The organism is Bergeyella anatis, from assembly GCF_036016955.1.
In the GTDB taxonomy this organism is placed as follows: Bacteria; Bacteroidota; Bacteroidia; order Flavobacteriales; family Weeksellaceae; genus JAYWXI01.
Genome location: NZ_JAYWXI010000007.1, coordinates 31,125 through 52,953, shown reverse-complemented (window position 1 = coordinate 52,953; position 21,829 = coordinate 31,125). Strand labels below are relative to the sequence as shown.

The window sequence follows — 21,829 nt, the reverse complement described above, 5'->3', positions numbered from 1 at the left end:
GCTGCGTTTTAATAACAGAAAATATACTTTTATATGGGAATGAATTGATATGACTTCTTCGTTTTTTACGTCATTATTTAGGTAGATAATCGGAAAATTTCCGATTATCTATTTTATTTATTACATTTGTAATGTGAAAATAGAATCATCCATACAAAAATTTATTGCTCAACCGCTTACACATCAGCTATTAGTCAGCCTTTTGAAAGATTACAAAAGACCAAATGACAAAATTAATGAGTTGGTAAAAAGCGGTCAGCTAATCTCTCTTAAAAAGGGATTGTATGCTTGGGATTCCCCGAATATTCCCGAACTATTTAGCATTGCTAATGTCATTTATGCACCAAGTTATGTTTCGTTAGAATCAGCGTTATCATTTAGAGGGTTCATTCCCGAAAGAGTTTTTTCAGTAGTTTCAATAAATTTTAAAAGTTCTAAAATTTTTGATAATCAATTGGGTAGATTTGAATATAAAAAAATCCCCGTAGCCTGTTATCCTTTGGGCATCAAGCGGGAAGAACTCAGGGAAAACCAGTTTGCACTCATCGCAACGGCAGAAAAAGCTTTAATGGATAAAGTGGTTACAACCTCGGGCATTCTTTTAAGAAGTGTTGAATCTGCCAAAGTATTTATGACTGAAAATTTAAGAATTGACGAAGAACAACTTAAACTTTTAGATACAGAATTGATGAAAAATTGGGCAGATGTTGCTCCCAAAAAAGCATCAATCAAAAACTTAATAAAAGCCATTGAAACATTATGATAAAAGACTGGATTGAAAATTATCAGCCTAAAACAGCAGAAGATTACAAACAAGCCTTACGGGAAATCATGCAACAGTTGGCTTTGGCGGGATTGTCGAGAGGCGGATTTTTCTCCAAAAGTGCTTTTTATGGTGGAACGGCTTTGAGGATTTTTTACGGACTCAATCGTTTTTCCGAAGATTTGGATTTTTCTTTGCTTCAAGAAGATGGAGATTTTAATTTAGATGATTATTTGAAAGCTATTGAAGAAGAATTTCTCGCTCAAGGAATGCAAGTAAGCGTAAAAACAAAAAAGAAATCCAAAAAATCGGATATAGAATCGGCATTTTTGAAATCTGAAACAATTTGGAGTGAATTGATTTTAGATACAGCAATTCCTCAATGGGGTTTGCGGCAAAATGTGGGAATCAAAATTAAGATTGAAATTGATACAAAACCGCCTCTTGGCTTTGAAACCGAAGAAAAACTTTTGCTTCAGCCGTATTCATTTTATGTGAAAGTCTTCAAAATAGAAGATTTGTTTGCCGGTAAAATGCACGCTTTACTTTTCAGAAAATGGGGTCACAATGTGAAAGGCAGAGATTGGTACGATATGGAATGGTACATCCGAAAGGGCGTTCAATTGAATTTGGAGCATTTTAAAATAAGAGCCATTGATAGTGGCGATTGGGGAAAAGACACGATGATGGAGCAAGAATTTAGGAATTTACTCCATCATCGTATAGAAACCGTTAATTTTGAAATAGCAAAAAATGATGTCAGCAGATTTATTCCAAATACCAAAGTTTTAGATATTTGGTCGAAGGATTATTTTAAAGATTTGTCAATGCTTTTGAAAGTGAAGTGATTGATTTTATTTGAGAAAAGTCATTATTCCGTACTATATTTGTATCGTAAATGTATAAAATATTGATTTTCAGATATTATTATTTTTGAAGAAGTGAAATAATAACGGAAGAATTTCCGTAGTCATCAACCACTGTGAATCTAATCGCAGTGGTTTTTTCTTTTTGGGGAAGGCGAGGGTTTGGCGTTTGTGGCGATGAAAGGTAATTCAGGATTTATTTTTTTTATAAATAGGAGGTTCTTGTATTTTTTTATGATTGAAAGCATAAAAGTGAGGCTGATGGAAACTTTACCTTTGTTTGGTGATACGGAATCTATTTTTAGGCATTATGGTGATGACGGTGGTGGGGCGATTTTCCCTGCCGGTTTTCAACTATGTCTTGAACTATGATTATATTGTGAAAAACCTCTGCGAACAGAGAGCTTTGAAATCAAATGCATGTCATGGAACTTGTCAGTTGAAGAAGGATTTGGCCAAAACGCAGGGAGAGTCCAATGAAGCCGAAGTTTTCAAATACCGGTATTTGGGATTGGATTTGTTTTTTGGGGGAGGGGTGCCCTTTTTTTTAGAGGTTTTTTTGGAGCCAAGACTGGAGTATGAATCGGGATTCGGCTTTTCTTTTTTTATTTTACCGGATTATTATGCAACAATTTTTCGTCCACCGATTTTAGGTTGATTTTCAAGTGATGTAGAGCCTTTGAAAGGTTTTTTCATTGCGAAACGAGTGCAAAACTTTTTTATTGAAAACCCTATTTTTTTACGGATGAAAAAAACGATTATCGGTGCGGTCTTATGGACGGCTCCGCTCGGTCTGTTCGGACAAGATAAAGACAGTGTTGCCTGCGGGCATTCGATTATTGATGAAGTGGTTATTGAGGGGCTAAGTAATGCGAAAGAGGTGTCCAGTGCCTTGGTTGCTAAGCTTCCGCTTAAAAATTTGGAAAATCCTCAAGTTATTACTTCGGTTGCTCCTCAGTTAATCGAAAACAGAAATTTTTATACCCAATCGGGGATGCTTTTAAATGCGACGGGTGTTGCGCCGAGTTGGGCGGGATTTTCGCCTTATTATTCGGTTCGGGGATTTCGTACGCGTTCCAGCTTTCGTAATGGGGTCAACGGGTATGTGGCCTCGGATGCCGATCCGGTTAATATTGCTCAATTAGAGGTGGTTAAGGGGCCTAGTGCTGTTATTTTTGGCGGCGGCGGCTCTACGATGATTACTTTTGGTGGAGCGATTAATCGGATTACGGTTCGACCTCAGCTTAAATCTTTTTCGCATATTGGGTTTAGTGCGGGGAGTTATGATTTGCAGCGGGTTACGGTGGATTTTAATCGGTCGTTGGATAAGCAGGGGGCTTTTTTGACTCGGGTTACGGGGGCTTATCATTATAAGGAAACGTTTCAGGATCAGGGATGGAGCGGAAACTTTTTTTTGGCTCCGAGTGTTCTTTATCGGATAAACGAACGTCTAACGGTTCGGTTTGAATCGGAAATCTTAAACCGCACGTCGACTAATTCTCCTTTGTTTCAGGTGGGACTGGGGGTGGCGAGTCGTTCGGGCGAACTGGATTGGGATTACCGCAGGTCTTTCACGGACAATAGTTTGACGATGACTAATAAATCGGTCAATCTTTACGGGAAAGCGATTTATCGGCTTTCGCAGAATTGGAGGTCGGAAACCAATTTGGTTTCGGTTCGTAATCGGACGTTTGGCGATTACATCCGCCTGAGGTTGGAGGACGACAATCGTAACGTAACCCGAAGGGTTTATCGGATGTATCCGGAGGGGATTTATGGTCATCAGGTTCAGCAGGATTTTATCGGGGATTTTTGGATGGGAAAGCTGCGTAGCCGATTGCTAGCCGGAGTCGAATTTTACCAATACCTTTATGCAATCAGCAGTAAATCCATGAATTTTACTAAAGTTCCGCTGAAGGGGGATGCCTCCGAAAATGCTTTGTTTCATAACGAGTACCTTTCGTCCCAATTGGCACTAAAGCCTTATTCGGAAAAATACAGGGCGCTTCAAAATCATTATTCGGTTTATGCCTCGCAGGTTGTTAATCTTTCGGAGCATTTTAATTTGATGCTGAGTGCTCGGCTCAATTATATTGATAATAAAGGCGTAGAGGATGCGTTGGCGGGGTTGAGGAGTGGTGCTTTTACTCAGACGGCATTTTCTCCTAAGTTGGGGGTTAATTATCAGGTTATTCCGCAGCGTTTGGCTTTTTTTGCCAATTATATGAATGGGTTTCAGGCGGAGGCTCCCCGTTCGGTTAATGGGCAGATGACGAATTTTCGTCCGATGTATGGTAATCAATGGGAAACCGGTGTGAAGGCGGCTCTGAAGAAAGGACTTTTGGATGCTTCGGTCAGTTATTATGCTATTGAGGTGAGTTCTATGGTTCGTCAAAGTCCGACCGATGCGGAGCTTTTCATTCAGGACGGGCGTCGTTATAGCCGAGGGATTGAAGCGGATTTTCAATCCAATCCTTTTAAGGGGTGGTTTGTGCATGCTGGGATAGCGTATAATGAGAGCCGCTTTGTTGTTTCGGATGCGCTCACACAGGGGTTGAGGCCGGTGGATTCGGGGCCTAAATTTTCGGCGACGTGGTATGTGCGTTATGCGCCGGCTTTGGAAGGGCTGAAGGGGGTGTCTTTGGGGGTTGGAGGCAGTCATTATGGGAAAGATTTGATTCTTAATACCGCGCAGGGGATGTTTTATACGGAAGCTTATGCTTTGTTTAATGCGGCTATTGCTTTGGATCGGCCGAGGTTTGTGGTATCGCTTTCGGCGGAAAACCTTTTGAATCGGCATTATTGGTATGGGGGCAGGGGGATGGTTTCGCCCGGAGGGCTGCGTCAGGTGGTTTTATCTTTTAAAATTAAGTTATAGTACGACGATGGACATGAAAAAAATAACGAGGGTTTCGTTTCGGTGGCATCGTTATTTCGGCCTTTTTTTCGGGATTTTATATCTCTTTTTCGGTTTGTCCGGGGCTTTGCTGGTTTTTAAAAAAGAAATTGAGAAGATGGGGAGCTCTCGAACGTATTGCGGAATGACGAAAACCCACACTCCCTCGCTTGACGAGATGTATAGGAAGGTTTTTCGGGCTTACCCTCAGGCTCGGCAGTTTATGCTTGGAACCTCGCTTAAAGACGCTTGCGAGGCGTATGAGTTTACGGTATTTACTTATCAACGGGAGGTTGCGGAGAGTTACTTGTATTGTTGTGTGTTGGATTCCCATACGGGGGAGGTTTTACGGGAGGGGAATTTTAACTCTTGGGGGGCTCCTTTTTTTCGTTGGCTGTATTCGGCTCATTACTCGCTTTTGATGGATAAACCGGGGCGTTTGATTACGGCGGTGGTTGCTTTGGCGTTTTTTCTGAATTTGGTGACGGGGGTGATTATTTATCGGAAGAAATTTTTTTCGGTATTGTGCTTTAAAGAGAAAATCAACAGAAAATCTCCGCAGGCGTTTTATTCGTCTTTGCACCGGTTGGTGGGGGTGTGGACTTTGGCTTTTAATTTTATCCTTTTCTTTACGGGATTTTGGATGAATAAGGGGTTGTTTTTACCGCAGGAATGGGCTTTGCCTCCGAGGGTTTCCCAGGGGATGCTTGTGGGGGCTAATATCGACGGGGTGGTTCAAGATGCGCTTGCGATTCCGGGGTTTTCTCCTATTGCGGTTAGAATTCCGTCCGAGCCGGGTAAGGCTTTGGTGGTTAGCGGTCAATTTTCGGATACGGTAAATCCTTTGTATTGGGGGAAGGGGAGTGAGGTTTATTATGACGGGGCCACGGGGCGGCGATTGAAAATTATTCGGATAGAACAAAAACCTTTTTCGGAACGTTTTTACTGGATGATGAAACAGCTTCATCGGGGCGATTATGAGTCCTTGTGGATCAAAGGGCTTTATGTTTTTGCGGGGTTGAGTCCGGCTTTTCTTTCTCTTACGGGGTTTTACCTTTGGAAAAAGAAAAGAGCGTATAAACGGTAGCTTCGGCTTCCGTTTTTTTTGGGGGGTGAATCGGAGGTTTTACGGTTGTTTTTTGAAGGTAGTTGTAAAAAACCAGGAAACTATTCTGGTTTTTCAGTTTCCTTTTGTATCTTTGCAGCGAAAATAAAATTAAAGATGGAAGCAGAATTTTTGCAGGAGGTGACCCGTTTGTTTTTGGAGAACGGTGCGAAAACCGTTACGATGGACGATGTGGCGAAGAAGTTTGGGATGTCGAAGAAAACGCTTTATGCCAAATATAAGAATAAAGAGGCGTTGATCGAAGACGTTTTGGCTTGCAAGCTGGACGGTATTGCGGAGAATCTGAAACGCCTGAACGTGGATTCGGATAATGCGATTGAGCGTCTTCTTTGTCGGGACGAACAGATGGACGAAATGGTGAAAAGCAACGATACGATTATGGTTCGTCAGCTGCTGAAATATTACCCGCATATTTTCAATAAACACATGAAGTTGTTTTCGGAAAAGATTTCGGAGATTTTTGTGCGCAATGTCGAAAGAGGGCGTTTGCAGGGGCTTTACCGGGAGGATTTCAGTGCGGAGTCGTATGTGCATTTGATGCTTTTGATGATGCAGGCTTACGATAATTCTCCGATTGTGGATTCGGATCTTATTTCTCGCGATGCTTTTCGGGATCGGGTGATTGATTTTTATCTTCAGGCCATAATGACGGAGAAAGGGCGTGAAGAATACCAACAAATAAAAAAATAAAATTTAGATAATGAAAAAAATAGTGTTTGGGGTGTTGTTTCTCGGGTCGCTGGTTTATGGTCAGGAGTCGAGAGTGCTCACTCTATCGGAGGCCATTTCTTATGCTTTGGAGCATAAGGCGGATGCGGAGAAGGCTCGGCTGAACATTCAGAAGGGCGATGCGCAGATTGCGGAGGTCAAGGCTAATGCTTATCCGAAACTTACTTTTAATAGCAGTACGGCTTATAATCCTCTTTTGCAGCAAACGGTTTTGCCGGGCGAGATGTTCGGGCTTCCGGGGCAAAAGGTTAAGGTGGCTTTTGGTCAAAAATGGACTTCGATGAATCAGGTTCAGTTGACTCAGATGCTTTTCAGTCAGGCGGTATTTACGGGGTTAAAAGCGGCTCGTTCGACCAAAGAGTTTTATTTGATAAACGAGCAACTCACGCAGGAGCAGATTATCGAAAAAGTGGCTAATGCTTACTATCAGGTTTACCAAGCCGAGCAGATGTTGGCTAATGCACAGAGTAATTTAACCATTACCGACCAGACTATTAAAATCATCGGCGGGCTTTACGAAGCGGGCTTGGCCAAGAAAATTGATTACGACCGTACGGTGGTGGCCAAAAATAACGTGGAGTCTGGCGTACAGCAGTACCGTAATGCGGTTTTGCTTTCGGAGAATGCGCTTAAGTTTATTATAGGAATGCCTATGGAGCAGGAGATCGAGCTGCCGAGAGAGAGTTTTGATCCGATGGTATTGTTGGAGGAGACGGCTTCGCCGGGGGAACGTACGGAATTGAAAGTGCTTCACAAACAGTTGGAACTTTTAGAATGGCAGAAGAAGGCTTCCGAGGCGGAGTATTACCCTACGGTGGCATTGGCGGCCAATTACGGCTGGCTTGGTCAGGGGAAACGCTTTCCATTTACCAATGGGACGGATAACGGGGTCTTTTGGTCGGATATGGCTTCCATTGGTTTAAGCATTAGCGTGCCTATTTTTAACGGATTTTCCACGCGGTCCAAAATTGAGAATAACAAGATCGAAATCAGTAAGGCGCAGGCGGATTTGAGGGATACGGAGCTGGCTTTGGATATGGCTTATAAAAATGCCACTACGCAGCTGGAGAATAACCGTGTGACCATCGGGATGCAGGAGCGTAACGTGAAATTGGCAGAAGAGGTTTTGGCCAATACGCGGAGTAATTACCAGTATGGTTTGGCGACGCTTAACGATATTTTGGATGCGGAGCGGGATTTGACGGAATCCAAAAACAATTTAACAACGGCCAAACTCAATTACAAATTGGCTGAAATCGAACTTTTGAAATCACAAGGAAAACTCAAAACATTAAACGAAAACAACTAATATGAAAAAGAATATATTTATTACGGTATTGGCCCTTTTGGGTATTGGGGCGGCCATCTATTTCATCTTGAAGAAGAATAAAGCGAAAAACGAATCGGAAGTTGCACTTGTTGCCCAGACCAATGCGGATATAGCGGTTCGTACGGCAAAAGTCGTTTTGGAGAGTGCCGACGGGGCTTTTTCGGTAAACGGTACGTTTTTACCCAATAAACAATCGCAGATTGCGGCCGAGATGGGCGGGCAGCTCATTGCGCTTTACGTCAAGGAGGGCAGCTATGTTCGTGCAGGACAGAGTATTGGTCGTCTTTCGGGGGATAAAGTTAATGTGAATGTTTCTTCGGCGAAGGCCAATTATGACAATGCGGTGATGGCGCTTAATCGTTACGAGATGGCTTATAAAAGCGGAGGGGTTACGGCTTTGCAGTTGGATCAGGCGAGGCTGCAGGTAAAGACGGCGAAAGCCCAATTGCAATCGGCTCAGCTGACCTCGGGGGATACCAATGTGGTGGCTAAGATAAGCGGTATTGTGAACCGCAAGATGGTTGAGGTTGGTGCGGTACTTGCGCCAGGAACGCCTATCGTGGAGTTGGTGGATATTTCTTCTGTCAAGCTTCGGGTGGATGTCGATCAGTCTTTGGTTAGCGATCTTTCATTGGGAACGGTGGTGAAGGTGAAGCCCGACGTGATTGACGGGATGCTTGAAGGGCGCATTACTTTTATTGCGCCGGCAGCTTCCGGAGCGTTGAAGTTTCCGGTGGAAATCACGGTGAATAATGGTTTTAACAAATTGAAAGCCGGGATGTACGGTACGGCCTTTTTTGACAAGGCTGAAAATTACAGCCGAATGATGATTCCTCGTGAAGCTTTTGTAGGGAGTGTGAGTGATAATCAGGTGTTTGTGGTTCGTAATAACGTGGCTTATTTGACCAAAATCCAAAGCGGAACCAATTACGGTGACAAGGTGGAAGTGGTTTCGGGGCTTAAGGAAGGCGACCAAGTGGTGGTCAGCGGGCAGATTAACCTGACGGATAAGGCCAAGGTAAACGTTTTAAAATAAACATCGGTAAAGTAGACAGATAATGAAATTAGCAGAAGTATCGATTAAAAGACCCAGTTTGGTCATCGTGGTTTTGGCCTTGATGATTATCGGCGGGTTATTCAGTTACTCGCAGCTCAGCTACGAGTTGATTCCGAAATTTGAGACGAAGGTGGTTACGGTTTCCACGGTGTATCCGGGGGCGTCTCCTTCGGAGGTGGAAAATTCGGTATCCCGAAAAATTGAGGATGCGGTTTCCGTTTTGGAAGGCATCAAGAAAATACAATCCAAATCTTACGAGAATCTTTCGGTGGTGGTGATTCAGTTCAACAATGACATCGACGTGGATTTTGCTTTAAATGATGCGCAGCGTAAGATTAATGCCATACGGGGGGATCTTCCGGACGATATAGAGGAGCCTTCGCTTTCGCAGTTTTCGCTTTCGGATCTTCCGGTGGTTCGGATGGGAGTTACGGGGAATTTGACCGAGAACGAGCTTTACGATTTGATTGACCAACGGGTTCAGCCGGAGTTTTCCAGGGTTCCTGGGGTGGCGAAGGTTAATATTGTGGGAGGTCAGGAGCGTGAAATCCGCATTAACCTCGATCAGAATAAGATGCAGGGGTATGGGCTTACGATTCCTCAGGTTCAGCAGATTATAGCGGCTGCCAATTTGGACTTTCCAACCGGGAGTCTTAAGACCAGAAATAACAGCACATTGATTCGTCTTTCGGGGAAACTTAAGGACGTGGAGCAGATGCGCAATCTTACGATTTTGTCTCAGAATGGGCTTAATATTTGCCTTTCGGATATTGCGGAAGTTCAGGATACGCAGAAAGAAGTGGAAAAAATTGCGCGAGTGGATCGGCAAAATACGATATTGTTGGAGGTGCAGAAGCAAACCGATGCCAATGCAGTGGAAGTGAGCCGTTTGGTTCAGGAGCGCATTAAACTTATCGAGAAGCAATACCAAAAGGAAAATCTCAAAATTCAGATAGCGAAGGATACTTCGGTTTTTACTTTGGAGGCGGCCAATTCGGTGATTAAGGACTTATTGATTGCGGTGGGTCTGGTGGCTTTTGTAATGTTGTTTTTCCTACATAGTTTCCGTAACGCTTTGATTGTGATGGTGGCGATTCCAACTTCGCTTATTGCGACGTTTATGGGGATTTACATGCTGGGGTATAGTCTTAACTTGATGAGTTTGCTGGGGCTGTCTTTGGTTGTGGGGATTTTGGTGGATGATGCCATTGTGGTCATCGAGAACATTCACCGTCATATGGAAATGGGCAAAAATAAGGTTCGTGCGGCATACGACGGATCTAAGGAAATTGGATTTACCGTTACGGCGATTACATTGGTTATTGTGGTGGTGTTTCTTCCTATTGCGATTAGTTCGGGCTTGGTTTCGGACATTATTCGTCAGTTTTGTGTGACGGTGGTTATTGCTACGATGCTTTCGCTTTTGGTTTCGTTTTCGGTGGTGCCTTGGTTGTATTCGAGATACGGGAAGCTGGAATTGATGAGCGAGACGTCTCTTTTCGGAAAGCTGGTGCACAAATTTGAGGAAGGGTTGACGTGGTTTACCCATAAGATGGAGAACATTCTGAAATGGAGTTTGCGAAACAAGATTAAAACCTTTGGGGTTGTTACGGTTTTGTTTGCCAGTGCGTTGGCGCTGCCTATGCTGGGGTTTGTTGGTGGAGATTTCTTTCCGGGGACGGATAAGGGGGAGTTTTTGCTTCAGATTGAGATGCCGAAGGATGCTTCCATCGAACAGACTAATTTTATGACGCAGCGTGCGGAGAATTATTTGGCAAACAAGCCTCAAATCGTTAGGATGATTACTACGGTGGGGCAGTCCAGTAGCGGAATGGGAGCGGTACAGGCGACCAATTACAAATCCGAAATCAATATTGAGCTCATTGATAAAAAAGAGCGGAAAGAAAGCACGAAGGTTTATGCTGCGAAGCTGAAGCGGGAGCTGGAAAAGATTTTGGTGGGAGCTAAAGTAACGACGGTGCCTGTGGGATTCATGGGGGCGGAGCAGGCTCCTTTGCAGATGACGGTTACGGCACCGACTTTGGATGCGGCGATGGCTTATGCCAAGGCGGCTGAAAGCCAATTGCGTACGATTGACGGAGCGACGGAAATTAAGCTGAGTGTGGAGGATGGGAATCCTGAGATTGCCGTGTCGGTGGATCGGGACAAAATGGCGATGTTGGGGCTTAATGTGGCTACGGTTGGGCAGACGCTCAGAACAGCATTTAGTGGAAATACGGATAGTAAATTCCGTACGGGAAGCAGCGAATACGATATTAACATCATTTTGGACGAAGCCTACCGAACCAGTATAGATGACGTTCGCCGCATTGAATTTATTAATGCTCAGGGACAGAAGGTGCAATTATCTCAATTTGCCGATATTCATTATGCTTCGGGACCGGCGTTGTTAGAGCGGTATGACCGTTCGCCTTCGGTAACGATTAATGCTCAGGTGGTGGGTAAAACGACGGGAGTTATTGCTCAGGAATGGGAGGATAAAATGGCAGACGTTAAAAAACCTGCCGGCGTGCAATGGGTATGGGGCGGAAACAAGGAAAATCAAAACGAAGGGTTTGGAACGCTTGGTGTGGCCTTGCTTGCGGCGATCATGTTGGTTTATATGATTATGGTGGTTTTGTACGACGACTTTGTCAAACCTTTTATTGTCTTGTTTTCCATTCCTTTATCGTTTATTGGGGCGCTTTGGGCGCTTGCGCTTACGAACCAGAGTTTGAATATTTTTACCATTTTGGGGATCATCATGCTGATTGGTTTGGTGGCGAAGAATGCGATTTTGCTGGTGGATTTTGCCAATCACCGTTTGGAAAAAGGGGAAACCATTACCAATGCGTTGATTCAGGCGAATCATGCCCGTCTTCGTCCGATTCTCATGACGACGATTGCGATGGTTTTCGGGATGTTGCCGATTGCGATGGCCAGCGGAGCGGCTGCGGAGATGAATAATGGCTTGGCAATTGTGATTATTGGGGGATTGTTGTCTTCGCTTTTTCTTACGTTGGTTATTGTGCCGGTGGTTTATTTCATCGTGGTAAGAATTGAGGAACGTTTTTTCCATAAAGAAAAAGTGGATTACGGTGCCGAAATGGTGGCGGACTACGAACACCTCCATCCCGAGGATGAATTGGAGTTTTAAATGTTAAATTTCAATCGTGATTTTGCAGCGGGCATTCTCTTTTTACGGAGGATGCCCGTTTGTTTTTGGGGATGGGACGGTTACTGAACAAATTTGGTTTATCTTTGCGTTATGGAATTACAATATTTGGTTCGGGAGCCGGAGAGGGTAGCGTCTTCTACCTCGGTGTTGTTTATGCTTCACGGTTACGGGAGTAACGAGGAGGATTTGTTTTCTTTTGTTCCGACATTGCCTGAAGACTGGCTGGTGGTGAGTTTTAGAGCGCCTCGGGCGTCTTCGTTTGGCGGTTATGCTTGGTACGATATTGACTTTACGGATCCTGAAAAATTCATTGATGTGCCTCAGGCGAAAGAGGCTTTTAATGCGGTGCTTTCTTCTGTTTTGGACGTTCGGGAACGCTATGGGATTACCGAGGGAAAGAGTCATTTGTGCGGGTTTAGCCAGGGGGGCATTTTAAGTTATGCTTTGGCGCTGAAGAATCCGACGCTGTTTTCCAAGGTGGCTTGCCTTAGCTGTTATCCGGAGGAAAAATTGTTGGAGAATATTGTTCGGGATAAAAAGAAACTGGAGACGTTGCGTTTTTTTGTTTCTCATGGCACGGACGATGCGGTCATTCCTTTGGAGTGGGCGAGAAAGGGGGCCGAACTGCTTTATGATTTGAGTTGTTATTTTACGTTTCGCGAATACATGAGTGGTCATGGGGTGAATCAGAAAAATTATATGGATTTGATGAACTTTTTCTCCAAGTAGTTTTTCTTTTTTTGCGGAATAAAAAATCCCGTCTTTTTGGAAGGACGGGATTTTTTTGTTGGGGTTAATCGAAATGATTGGGGTATTGAGTTTTTAAGGTTTCTACCGTATTTAAAACTTTGTCTTTTAGGGAATTTTGGTATTGTTGCAGTTTTTCGCTGAGGGTTTCGTCGGTGCTGCCGAGTATTTTTGCGGCCAAAATTCCTGCGTTGGTTGCGCCGTTCAGTGCAACGGTGGCGACAGGAATGCCGGAGGGCATTTGCAGGATGGAAAGTACGGAATCCCAACCGTCAATCGAGTTGGACGAGTGTATGGGCACGCCTATGACGGGCAGGGTTGTGCAGCTGGCAACCATTCCGGGCAGGTGGGCGGCGCCTCCTGCGCCTGCAATGAGGACTTTCAGGCCTCTTTTTTTGGCGGTTTTGGCGTACTCGAACATTCGTTCGGGCGTTCGGTGGGCTGAGACTACGGTCAGTTCGTAATCGATGCCTATGGTTTTTAAAAATTCGGCGGCTTGTTGCATGATTGGGAGGTCGCTTTGGCTTCCCATAATGATTCCTACCATGTTTAAATTTTTGAATTGAGGTTTTGAAATTAGATTTTTACTGCGTTTAAGGTTTAGATCTTGGCAAATCTAATTCTTTTTATTGAAATTTTGTTTAAAACGGAAGTTCCACTTTTTCGGGTATGGATTTTCGCTGGGCTTTTGTTTCAAAAAGTGTATCTTTGCGCGATTTAGATGCTTTTCGAAAAGTGAGGGAATTGTGCGGCGGGCATTGGAAGCATCGGAGGGCAGGCATTGGCCCTGCCGGGGATGATATTGATATAAAAAATTTTATTTACACGTTATGAAATGTGGAATTGTAGGACTGCCGAATGTAGGGAAGTCGACTCTTTTTAATTGTTTGAGCAATGCCAAGGCGCAGAGTGCCAATTATCCTTTTTGTACGATTGAACCTAATTTAGGGACGGTCTCTGTGCCGGATCCCCGCTTGAATAAGCTGGAGGAATTGGTAAAACCCGAACGGGTGGTTCCTGCGGTGGTGGAGATTGTGGATATTGCGGGTTTGGTGAAGGGGGCTTCTAAGGGCGAAGGTTTGGGCAATCAGTTTTTGGCCAATATTCGTGAATGCGAGGCAATTATCCATGTGTTGCGTTGTTTTGAAAACGGAAACATTGTTCACGTGGAAGGTTCGGTGGATCCTTTGAGGGATAAAGAAATTATTGACATTGAGTTGCAGCTGAAGGATTTGGAAACGTTGGGTAAAGCGGTGGATAAAGCCAAGAAATTCATAAAATCCGGGAAGAAGGAAGATGTTCTTACTTACGAGACCTTATTGGCTTTGCAAAAGTTTATCGAGGATGGCCGCAATGCGAGGGAATTTGAAACGGATGATCTTACCCGTCCTATTGTGGATGAGATTCACTTGTTGACCAAGAAACCGATTTTATACGTTTGTAATGTGGATGAAAACTCCATTCGTAACGGAAACGAGTGGATTGCCAAAATTGAAGAAATGGCGGCAAGGGAAGGGGCTGAAGTAGTGGTTTTGGCGGCGCAGATTGAGGCGGATATTAACGAATTGGAGACCTATGAAGAGCGCCAAATGTTTTTGGAGGAACTGGGGTTGGAAGAGCCGGGGGTTAATCGTTTGATTCGGAAGGCTTACGAGCTTTTGAGGCTTCAGACTTACTTTACCGCTGGGGTGAAGGAGGTGAGAGCTTGGACGATTGAAAAGGGTTGGACGGCGCCTCAGGCGGCCGGTGTCATTCATACCGATTTTGAAAAAGGGTTTATTCGTGCGGAGGTTATTCGTTATGAGGACTTCGTTACGTATGGGTCGGAGGCAAAGGTGAAAGAAGCCGGAAAAATGGGTGTGGAAGGAAAAGAGTACGTGGTTCAGGACGGGGATGTAATGCACTTTAGATTTAACGTGTAATTTTTATCGAAGATATATTGCGGGAATAAAATAGGCTGCTTCATTTTTGGAGCGGCCTATTTTGCTTTAGAAGTGCGAAGTGGGTGGTTTTAAAGGGCTCGATTAGGTTTTTAAATAATTGGTTTATTCCGTTGGATGTTCGGTTTTAATGGTTATTTTTGCAGGACGACTACTCAGAACAATCGCTATGCCTCAGGATATTCAACGTTATATGGAAGCGCTAAGGAAGGAGCTTCACGAACATAATTACAATTATTATTTATTGGATGAACCCACGATATCGGATTTTGAGTTTGACGAAAAATTGAAAACCTTGCAGTCGCTTGAGGCGGCTCATCCTGAATTTTTCGATCCTAATTCGCCGACTTTACGAGTGGGTGGAGGCGTAACCAAATATTTTCCTACGGTTGAACATCGTTTTCGGATGTACTCTTTGGACAATTCTTACGATGCGGAAGATCTTGAAGATTGGGAGAAAAGGATTCTCAAAACCCTGAATGAGCCCGTGGAATTTGTTGCGGAATTAAAGTATGACGGGGCTTCGATTTCGATTTTGTACGAAAACGGACATCTTACCCAGGCGGTTACGCGTGGCGATGGGTTTCAGGGCGACGAAATCACGGCCAATATTCGAACGATTGCCGATGTGCCTTTGGCACTAAAGGGGGATTTTCCCGAACGTTTTTATATGCGGGGGGAGATTTTTCTGACCAAGAAAAAATTTGAACGGATTAATGCGCAGCGGATGGAGGAAGGCTTGGATCCTTTTATGAATCCTCGCAATACGGCTTCGGGAAGTTTGAAGATGCAGGATGCTTCGGAGGTTAAAAAAAGAGGGCTTTCGGCGGTGCTTTATCAGTTTGTGGCGGAAGATTTTCCTACCGGTACCCATTGGGGGCTTTTGGAAAAAGCTCGTGAGTGGGGCTTTAAGACCTCCATGCAGAGTAAGCTTTGCAAAACTTTGGACGAGGTGAAGGCGTTTATCCTTTATTGGGAAAAAGAGCGTCATACTTTGCCTTTTGAAATCGACGGTATTGTTTTAAAGGTGAACGATCTTCAGCAGCAAAGGCAGTTGGGGTATACGGCCAAATCGCCTCGTTGGGCCATGGCGTACAAATTTAAGGCTGAAAAAGTAGAAACCGAATTGCTTTCGGTCTCTTATCAGGTAGGGCGTACGGGAGCCATTACACCGGTGGCTAACCTCAGGCCGGTTTTGCTTGCTGGTACGACGGTAAAGAGGGCTTCTTTGCATAATGAGGACATCATCCACAAGTTGGATCTTCACGAGAGGGATTTTGTTTATGTTGAAAAAGGCGGTGAAATCATTCCTAAAATTGTGGGGGTTCATCAAGAAAAGAGGGCTGCCGACAGCCGTAAACTCAGTTATGTTACTCATTGTCCCGAATGCGGTACGCCTTTGGTTAAAAACGAGGATCAGGCCATTCATTATTGCCCGAACGAATGGCATTGTCCTCCTCAGGTTGTCGGCCGGATGATTCATTATGTATCGCGCAAGGCGCTTAATATCGAAAATTTGGGGCAGGAAACCATTGAACAGCTTTATCGGGAAAAATTGGTTGAAATGCCGGCGGATTTTTATACGCTTACGACTTCGTCGCTTCTTCCGTTGGAGCGAATGGCGGAGAAATCGGCTCAAAACATCATCGACGGTATCGAGAAATCCAAAACCGTTCCTTTTGAGAAGGTTCTTTTTGGCATCGGCATCAAACATGTTGGGGAAACGGTGGCTAAGAAACTGGTCAAGACGTTTCCGACCATTGAAGCGCTGATGGCCGCCAGTATGGAAGAATTGACCCAAGTGGAAGACATCGGCGGGAAAATAGCCGAGAGTATTATTCAGTTTTTTGCGCAGGACGAAAACAAACGGCTTATCGAACGGCTAAGGGCTTACGGCGTTACACTTGAGAAAAAAGACACTGCACAAGCGGTATTGAGTAATATTTTGGAGGGGAAGACTTTTCTGTTTACGGGAAAACTTTCTTTGTTCACTCGGGACGAGGCCGAAGAAATGGTGGAAAAACACGGCGGTAAAAATATTTCGGCGGTTTCCAAAAACCTTAATTACTTGGTAGTGGGTGAGAAAGCCGGCAGCAAACTGAAAAAAGCACAGACTCTCGGAACCGTTGTGATTTTGGACGAACAACAGTTTCTTGATCTTTTGGGCAATTAATTTTTTGGGGATTGGACTGAAGCCACAGTTTATTTTTAGCCGATGAGCGGTGGTTTGCTTTTAGATTTTCCTTTTTCGAGTAAAAATCCTTATTTTTATCGGATTAAATTTTTAAAATTGAATTCAATGATAAAAAGGAGCGTTTTACTTTCGGCGGTTATTTTCCCTGCCGTTATGGCTTTTGCCCAGCAGTACGGCGGTATGTGGATTCCTACCGAAATCAATGAAAAGGAAATGAAGGCGATGGGGATGAAACTATCGGCCAAAGCTATTTTCAATCCGGAAAAACCCAGTATAAAGGATGCGGTTTTACAGTTTAACGGCGGGTGCACGGGGGAGATGATTTCTCCGAAGGGACTTTTGTTAACCAATCATCATTGCGGTTACGGTCAGATTCAGTCGCATTCTACTTTGGAAAAAGATTATTTGACCAACGGCTTTTGGGCTTCCAATACCGGTGAAGAACTTCCTAACCCGGGAGTTACGGCCGATTTTGTCATCGATATTCAGGACGTTACCTCTAAAGTTTTGGCGGGGACTAAAAACCTTTCGCCTCAGCAGGCTCAGCAAGTTGTGAAGGCTAATATCGAGAAAGTTCGCCAATCGTTTAAGCTAGAACCTTATCAGAGGGTTGACGTAAAATCCATGTACTACGGAAATAAATACTATGCCTATGTTATTGAGCAATACAAGGACGTTCGTTTGGTAGGAACTCCGCCTAACGGTATTGGGAAATTTGGTTCGGATACGGACAACTGGGTTTTCCCAAGACATACGGGCGATTTTGCTCTTTTCCGAGTTTATGCCGATAAAAATAACAAGCCTGCCGAATACAGCAAAGACAATGTGCCTTATCAGCCGAAGCATTTTCTTCCTATTTCCATAAGGGATAAGAAAGAGGGGGATTTTACTTTTGTCTTCGGATTTCCGGGAACTACGACGGAGTATTTGCCATCCATTGCCGTAAATAAAATCATGACGGAAATTGATCCCGCCATGATTGAAGTAAGGGAGGTAGCGCTGAAGGTTTTGGATGAGAAAATGCGTACCGATGATGCCACAAGGATTAAATACGCTTCCAAATACGCGAAGGTGGCCAACTATTGGAAAAAATGGAAAGGCGAAGTGGAAGGCTTAAAAAAATCGGATGCCGTAGGCAAAAAGCAGGCATACGAAGCCCAATTGATTTCAAAAAATCCGGCCATAAAAACCACGCTTCAGCAGTTGGAAAAGCTCTATGAAACACAAGCGCCGTATGCCTTAAACCGAGCCTATTATAACGAAGTGGTTCGCAATGCGGAAACCCTTACCTTGGCTAACGAGTACTTGGGGTATCTTGTGGCTCTGGAAACCGGAACGTTGACGCCTCAAAATTTGGAAAGTCTGAAGAAAAAGCTCTCTTCCATTTACAAAAATTATGACGGTGCATTGGATGCCAAAGTGACGGCGAAGGTTATGGCTTTGTATGCTCATCGGACGCCTTCTTCGTTTTTGCCGGTAGGTTTTCAGGAGTTCAAGGATGAAGCGGTTAATTTGGAGACGTTTGAAGCCTGGTCCAAAAACTCCGTGGTTACGGGAAGAGCAAGCATTAATGGGGTTACGGCACACGAGAATATCGACAAGGTTTTTGAAAATCCGACCGAGTTGAAAAAGCGTCTGAACCAAGATCCGCTTATCGGCACCATGTTGATGCTTCGAAAGAAGTACGAAGAGACGACGCAAGGAAAATACACCGATTTGCAGAACGAAATTAACGTTTGGCAAAAAACGTATATGGCCCAGCAGATGGAGACCGATAAGGAAAGGAAGTTCTTTCCGGATGCCAACTCCACGCTAAGGGTAACTTACGGTAAGGTGGCAGGCTCTAACCCTAAAGACGCTCTTTACTACGGTTATCAAACGCATTTGGCCGGGGTTATGGAGAAATATATTCCGGGGGATTACGAGTTCGATGTGCCTAAAAAACTTATCGATCTGTATAATGCCAAGGATTTCGGTATTTATAAAAACGAAACGGGGGATGTGCCTGTTAATTTCACGGCGACCAATCATACGACGGGAGGTAACTCGGGAAGCCCTGCTTTGGATGCGGAAGGCAATCTGATTGGTCTTAATTTTGACCGTCAGTGGGAAGGCACTATGAGTGACATTAATTTCGATCCGAGATTCAGTAGGAACATCATGGTGGATACCAAGTATATTCTTTTCATTATTGACAAGTATGCCAATGCCAAATGGCTTTTGGAGGAAATGAAAATCGTAAAATAAGGCTTAAAAGGCAATCGGCGCACTTTAGTGCGCCGATTTTTTTATTTTTTCCGTTAAAATAAAGATGCCGTGTAAAACAAAAAACAGATTCAAAAGAATCTGTTTTTTGCTTTTTAAATTTCCGTATTCGGATCCCAGTCTTGAAGGTAGTCATGAACCCTTTTAAGGAAAAGTCCACCCAAAGACCCGTCCACCACGCGGTGGTCGTAAGAATGGGACATGAACATGAGCTGTCGGATTCCGATCATGTCGCCTTCGGGCGTTTCTACCACAGCCGGTTTTTTCACAATGGCACCTACGGCCAGTATGGCAACTTGTGGCTGAGGAATGATGGGGGTTCCCATCAGGTTGCCAAAACTTCCGATGTTGGAGATGGTATAAGTTGCTCCCTGAGTGTCTTCGGGTTTTAGTTTTTTGTTTCTTGCTCTGTAGGCTAAATCGTTAATGGCTTTGGCTAATCCGGAAAGAGAAAGTTGGTCGGCATTCTTGATGACCGGAACAATCAGGTTTCCGTCGGGTAGAGCGGTTGCCATACCGATGTTGATGTTTTTCTTTTTGATGATTTTATCGCCATCCACCGATACATTGATGAGCGGATAGTCTTGTATGGCTTTCACTACGGCTCTTACGAAAATCGGCATGAAAGTGAGTTTTTCGCCTTCGCGTTTTTCGAAGATGGCTTTGTTTTTGGTTCTCCATTTTACCACGTTGGTTACGTCGGTTTCGATAAAAGACGTCACGTGGGGCGAAATTCTCTTGGAGTTCACCATTGCATCGGCAATGAGTTTGCGTACGCGGTCCATCGGGATGATTTCGTCTTCCCCGGAGATTTGGACGGGAACGGGCGCAGGCCCCGATGCCGACGGCTGGGAGGCTGCCACAGAAGAAGCGTCGGTGGTCTTTGCCGATGGAGTAGCCGAGGTTTTTCGGTTGGCGACATAGGCCAAAATATCCTCTTTGGTGATGCGTCCTTCCAAGCCGCTTCCTTTTATGGATTTTAGTTCGTCTTCACTTATGTTCTCTTGTTGGGCAATGGATTTTACCAAAGGAGAGAGGTAGAGGTCGCCCGAAAAAGCAGTAGGTGTGGCAGAAGCCGCCAAAGGTTGCTCCAATTCTTTTAGAACGTCGTGGTCAGGGGCAGGTGCAGTATTGGTCTCTGCTGCCGATGCTTTTTCCTCCGGAGTTGTGGAGGAAGCCTCTCCTGCGATTTCAAGGATGGCGATGGCTTCGCCTACTTTTGCGACTTCGTCTTTTTGTTTCAATATTTTAACGATTTTTCCCGCTACGGGAGTGGGAACATCGGAATCGACTTTATCGGTTGCAATTTCCACTACGGAATCATCTTCGTTTACGGAATCCCCTTCGTTGAATAACCAACTGATAATGGTGGCTTCCATAACCCCTTCGCCCATTGAAGGAAGCAATAACTGATATTCTGCCATTTTCTATTTTTTAGATTTTTACAAATATATAAATTTTTTTGTACAAAAATTAGGGATTTTCCAATTCGGAAAAAGGGCTTCTCTTTCTATCTTTGGCGCAAATTTTAAATATGAATTTATACATTGTAGCCCTATTGCGCTTAAAGGAAAGCGAATTATTCGACGGAATTGAGATTTTAAAGAAATTGGTTCTCGATACGCGTCAGGAGGAAGGCTGTCTGCAGTACGATTTGGTTGAAGATCGGGAGCAGAAGGGCGTCTTTTTTATTGTTGAACGTTGGTTGGATGCGGAGAGCCATCACAAACACAGCGTATCGGAGCATATGCAGGTATTTCGAGGCGCCATAGCCCCTCTTTTGGAGCAGCGGACGGAAGTTTATCGGGGATTTAAGATGTTCTGACGCTCAATGAAAATGACAAAACCGCTTTAGGCTCATTTTTTTAGGGCTTAAAGCGGTTTTATTTTTTTTATTTTTCATCATTCGGTGAAAGTGGCCTCGAAGACTTCAGAAAAGTGTTTTTTTATTTTGCTTTTCACTTCTTGAATTTCTTCGGGGGTGAATACTCTTTCCAGTTCACTTTTCAGAGAAGCTACGGATTTGTCTTTGATTCCGCACGGAATGATATAATCGAAGTATTTGAGGTCCGTATTCACATTCAAAGCAAAGCCGTGCATGGTAACCCATTTGGATGTTTTTACGCCCATGGCACAGATTTTTCGGGCATAGGGTTTCCCCACGTCCAACCACACACCGGTCTCGCCCTGACTTCTTTCGCCTTTGAGTCCGTACTCGGCAATGACGCGGATGATGACTTCCTCCAAATTTCGCATGTAGAGATGAATGTCGGATTTAAAGTTGTCCAAATCCAAAATGGGATAGCCCACGATTTGCCCAAAACCATGATAGGTGATATCGCCTCCTCGGTTGGTTTTTACGAAAGTAGCGTTGATTTCCTTTAGTTTTTCACTATTGGCCAGCATGTTTTCTTCGTTTCCCGATTTACCGAGAGTATAGACGTGAGGATGCTCCACAAAGAGAAAGTGGTTGGGAGTAGGCTCGTAAAGCCCGTCGGTTCGGTCCCGATTTTTAAGTTTGAGTTCAATGATGCCCTGCATCAATTGCTCCTGGGTTTCAAAAGTCGGAAGGTAGTCTGCCAGCCCGAGGTCTTGCAGTAGTATGGTTTTATTTTGATTCATGGGTTTTTCTATTCTTCTCAGGCCTTCCCATAGTTGCAAGGCCGGTTGTTATTTGCTTATTAATCGCACGCAGTAATTAAATTTGAAAAAATCTTTTTCCAACTTTTTCGGCTTCA

The 21,829-nt window shown here is 44.2% G+C and carries 17 protein-coding genes; 14 read left to right on the top strand and 3 right to left on the bottom strand.

Going from position 1 to position 21,829, the window contains the following annotated elements:
- Window positions 1-133: 133 nt before the first annotated feature.
- From VQ048_RS06525 to VQ048_RS06480, 10 genes are all read left to right on the top strand, one after another.
- Window positions 134-763 carry a type IV toxin-antitoxin system AbiEi family antitoxin domain-containing protein gene (locus tag VQ048_RS06525; protein ID WP_327610884.1) on the top strand — a complete coding sequence of 210 codons (630 nt, stop codon included), beginning with the start codon at window positions 134-136 and terminating at the stop codon, window positions 761-763.
- Window positions 760-1,611 (top strand): nucleotidyl transferase AbiEii/AbiGii toxin family protein, encoded by an 852-nt coding sequence (locus VQ048_RS06520; protein ID WP_327610883.1) that lies wholly within the window; start codon window positions 760-762, stop codon window positions 1,609-1,611. The genes VQ048_RS06525 and VQ048_RS06520 overlap by 4 nt, the downstream gene beginning before the upstream one ends.
- 301 nt (window positions 1,612-1,912) lie before the next feature.
- Window positions 1,913-2,287, top strand: coding sequence for a hypothetical protein (locus tag VQ048_RS06515; protein ID WP_327610882.1), 375 nt, complete (start codon window positions 1,913-1,915; stop codon window positions 2,285-2,287).
- An 87-nt stretch (window positions 2,288-2,374) separates the two neighbouring features.
- Complete coding sequence (locus VQ048_RS06510; RefSeq protein ID WP_327610881.1) at window positions 2,375-4,507, top strand: TonB-dependent siderophore receptor; 2,133 nt, start codon at window positions 2,375-2,377, stop codon at window positions 4,505-4,507.
- Window positions 4,508-4,520: 13 nt separating this feature from the next.
- On the top strand, window positions 4,521-5,612 hold the full coding sequence (locus tag VQ048_RS06505; RefSeq protein WP_327610880.1) for a PepSY-associated TM helix domain-containing protein: 1,092 nt from the start codon (window positions 4,521-4,523) through the stop codon (window positions 5,610-5,612).
- A gap of 135 nt (window positions 5,613-5,747) precedes the next feature.
- Entirely contained in the window at window positions 5,748-6,341 is a 594-nt protein-coding gene (locus VQ048_RS06500) for a TetR/AcrR family transcriptional regulator (protein ID WP_327610879.1), read from the top strand.
- A gap of 10 nt (window positions 6,342-6,351) precedes the next feature.
- Entirely contained in the window at window positions 6,352-7,689 is a 1,338-nt protein-coding gene (locus VQ048_RS06495; RefSeq protein ID WP_327610878.1) for a TolC family protein, read from the top strand.
- 1 nt (window position 7,690) lies between these two features.
- Window positions 7,691-8,746, top strand: coding sequence for an efflux RND transporter periplasmic adaptor subunit (locus VQ048_RS06490; protein ID WP_327610877.1), 1,056 nt, complete (start codon window positions 7,691-7,693; stop codon window positions 8,744-8,746).
- A gap of 22 nt (window positions 8,747-8,768) precedes the next feature.
- Entirely contained in the window at window positions 8,769-11,924 is a 3,156-nt protein-coding gene (locus tag VQ048_RS06485) for an efflux RND transporter permease subunit (RefSeq protein WP_327610876.1), read from the top strand.
- A gap of 111 nt (window positions 11,925-12,035) precedes the next feature.
- Window positions 12,036-12,674, top strand: a complete 639-nt coding sequence (locus VQ048_RS06480) for an alpha/beta hydrolase (RefSeq protein WP_327610875.1) — start codon at window positions 12,036-12,038, stop codon at window positions 12,672-12,674.
- A 64-nt stretch (window positions 12,675-12,738) separates the two neighbouring features.
- On the opposite strand, the gene purE is transcribed toward VQ048_RS06480, so the two are convergent.
- On the bottom strand, window positions 12,739-13,239 hold the full coding sequence (gene purE / locus VQ048_RS06475; RefSeq protein ID WP_327610874.1) for a 5-(carboxyamino)imidazole ribonucleotide mutase: 501 nt from the start codon (window positions 13,237-13,239) through the stop codon (window positions 12,739-12,741).
- Window positions 13,240-13,522: 283 nt separating this feature from the next.
- On the opposite strand from purE, the gene ychF reads away from it, so the two are divergent.
- From ychF to VQ048_RS06460, 3 genes are all read left to right on the top strand, one after another.
- Complete coding sequence (gene ychF, locus VQ048_RS06470; protein WP_327610873.1) at window positions 13,523-14,614, top strand: redox-regulated ATPase YchF; 1,092 nt, start codon at window positions 13,523-13,525, stop codon at window positions 14,612-14,614.
- Window positions 14,615-14,801: 187 nt separating this feature from the next.
- Window positions 14,802-16,805, top strand: coding sequence for an NAD-dependent DNA ligase LigA (gene ligA, locus VQ048_RS06465; RefSeq protein ID WP_327610955.1), 2,004 nt, complete (start codon window positions 14,802-14,804; stop codon window positions 16,803-16,805).
- Between the two features lie 126 nt (window positions 16,806-16,931).
- Window positions 16,932-19,073, top strand: a complete 2,142-nt coding sequence (locus VQ048_RS06460; protein WP_327610872.1) for a S46 family peptidase — start codon at window positions 16,932-16,934, stop codon at window positions 19,071-19,073.
- Window positions 19,074-19,186: 113 nt separating this feature from the next.
- Here the strand turns inward: VQ048_RS06460 and VQ048_RS06455 are convergent, their stop codons facing one another.
- Complete coding sequence (locus VQ048_RS06455) at window positions 19,187-20,515, bottom strand: dihydrolipoamide acetyltransferase family protein (protein ID WP_327610871.1); 1,329 nt, start codon at window positions 20,513-20,515, stop codon at window positions 19,187-19,189.
- Between the two features lie 110 nt (window positions 20,516-20,625).
- Here VQ048_RS06455 and VQ048_RS06450 point away from each other — a divergent pair, with 110 nt between their 5' ends.
- Entirely contained in the window at window positions 20,626-20,916 is a 291-nt protein-coding gene (locus tag VQ048_RS06450) for a putative quinol monooxygenase (RefSeq protein WP_327610870.1), read from the top strand.
- Between the two features lie 77 nt (window positions 20,917-20,993).
- Here VQ048_RS06450 and lipB read toward each other — a convergent pair whose 3' ends face one another.
- Window positions 20,994-21,713 (bottom strand): lipoyl(octanoyl) transferase LipB, encoded by a 720-nt coding sequence (gene lipB / locus VQ048_RS06445; RefSeq protein WP_327610869.1) that lies wholly within the window; start codon window positions 21,711-21,713, stop codon window positions 20,994-20,996.
- Window positions 21,714-21,829 lie beyond the last annotated feature (116 nt).

What these genes read in the sequence shown, in the direction of transcription:
- VQ048_RS06460 (WP_327610872.1), top strand. Translation starts at nt 16,932, where the DNA reads ATGATAAAAAGGAGCGTTTTACTTTCGGCGGTTATTTTCCCTGCCGTT.
- VQ048_RS06505 (WP_327610880.1), top strand. Translation starts at nt 4,521, where the DNA reads ATGAAAAAAATAACGAGGGTTTCGTTTCGGTGGCATCGTTATTTCGGC.
- VQ048_RS06480 (WP_327610875.1), top strand. Translation starts at nt 12,036, where the DNA reads ATGGAATTACAATATTTGGTTCGGGAGCCGGAGAGGGTAGCGTCTTCT.
- VQ048_RS06490 (WP_327610877.1), top strand. Translation starts at nt 7,691, where the DNA reads ATGAAAAAGAATATATTTATTACGGTATTGGCCCTTTTGGGTATTGGG.
- ligA (WP_327610955.1), top strand. Translation starts at nt 14,802, where the DNA reads ATGCCTCAGGATATTCAACGTTATATGGAAGCGCTAAGGAAGGAGCTT.
- purE (WP_327610874.1), bottom strand. Translation starts at nt 13,239, where the DNA reads ATGGTAGGAATCATTATGGGAAGCCAAAGCGACCTCCCAATCATGCAA.
- VQ048_RS06450 (WP_327610870.1), top strand. Translation starts at nt 20,626, where the DNA reads ATGAATTTATACATTGTAGCCCTATTGCGCTTAAAGGAAAGCGAATTA.
- ychF (WP_327610873.1), top strand. Translation starts at nt 13,523, where the DNA reads ATGAAATGTGGAATTGTAGGACTGCCGAATGTAGGGAAGTCGACTCTT.
- VQ048_RS06455 (WP_327610871.1), bottom strand. Translation starts at nt 20,515, where the DNA reads ATGGCAGAATATCAGTTATTGCTTCCTTCAATGGGCGAAGGGGTTATG.
- VQ048_RS06495 (WP_327610878.1), top strand. Translation starts at nt 6,352, where the DNA reads ATGAAAAAAATAGTGTTTGGGGTGTTGTTTCTCGGGTCGCTGGTTTAT.
- VQ048_RS06510 (WP_327610881.1), top strand. Translation starts at nt 2,375, where the DNA reads ATGAAAAAAACGATTATCGGTGCGGTCTTATGGACGGCTCCGCTCGGT.
- VQ048_RS06520 (WP_327610883.1), top strand. Translation starts at nt 760, where the DNA reads ATGATAAAAGACTGGATTGAAAATTATCAGCCTAAAACAGCAGAAGAT.
- VQ048_RS06485 (WP_327610876.1), top strand. Translation starts at nt 8,769, where the DNA reads ATGAAATTAGCAGAAGTATCGATTAAAAGACCCAGTTTGGTCATCGTG.
- lipB (WP_327610869.1), bottom strand. Translation starts at nt 21,713, where the DNA reads ATGAATCAAAATAAAACCATACTACTGCAAGACCTCGGGCTGGCAGAC.
- VQ048_RS06500 (WP_327610879.1), top strand. Translation starts at nt 5,748, where the DNA reads ATGGAAGCAGAATTTTTGCAGGAGGTGACCCGTTTGTTTTTGGAGAAC.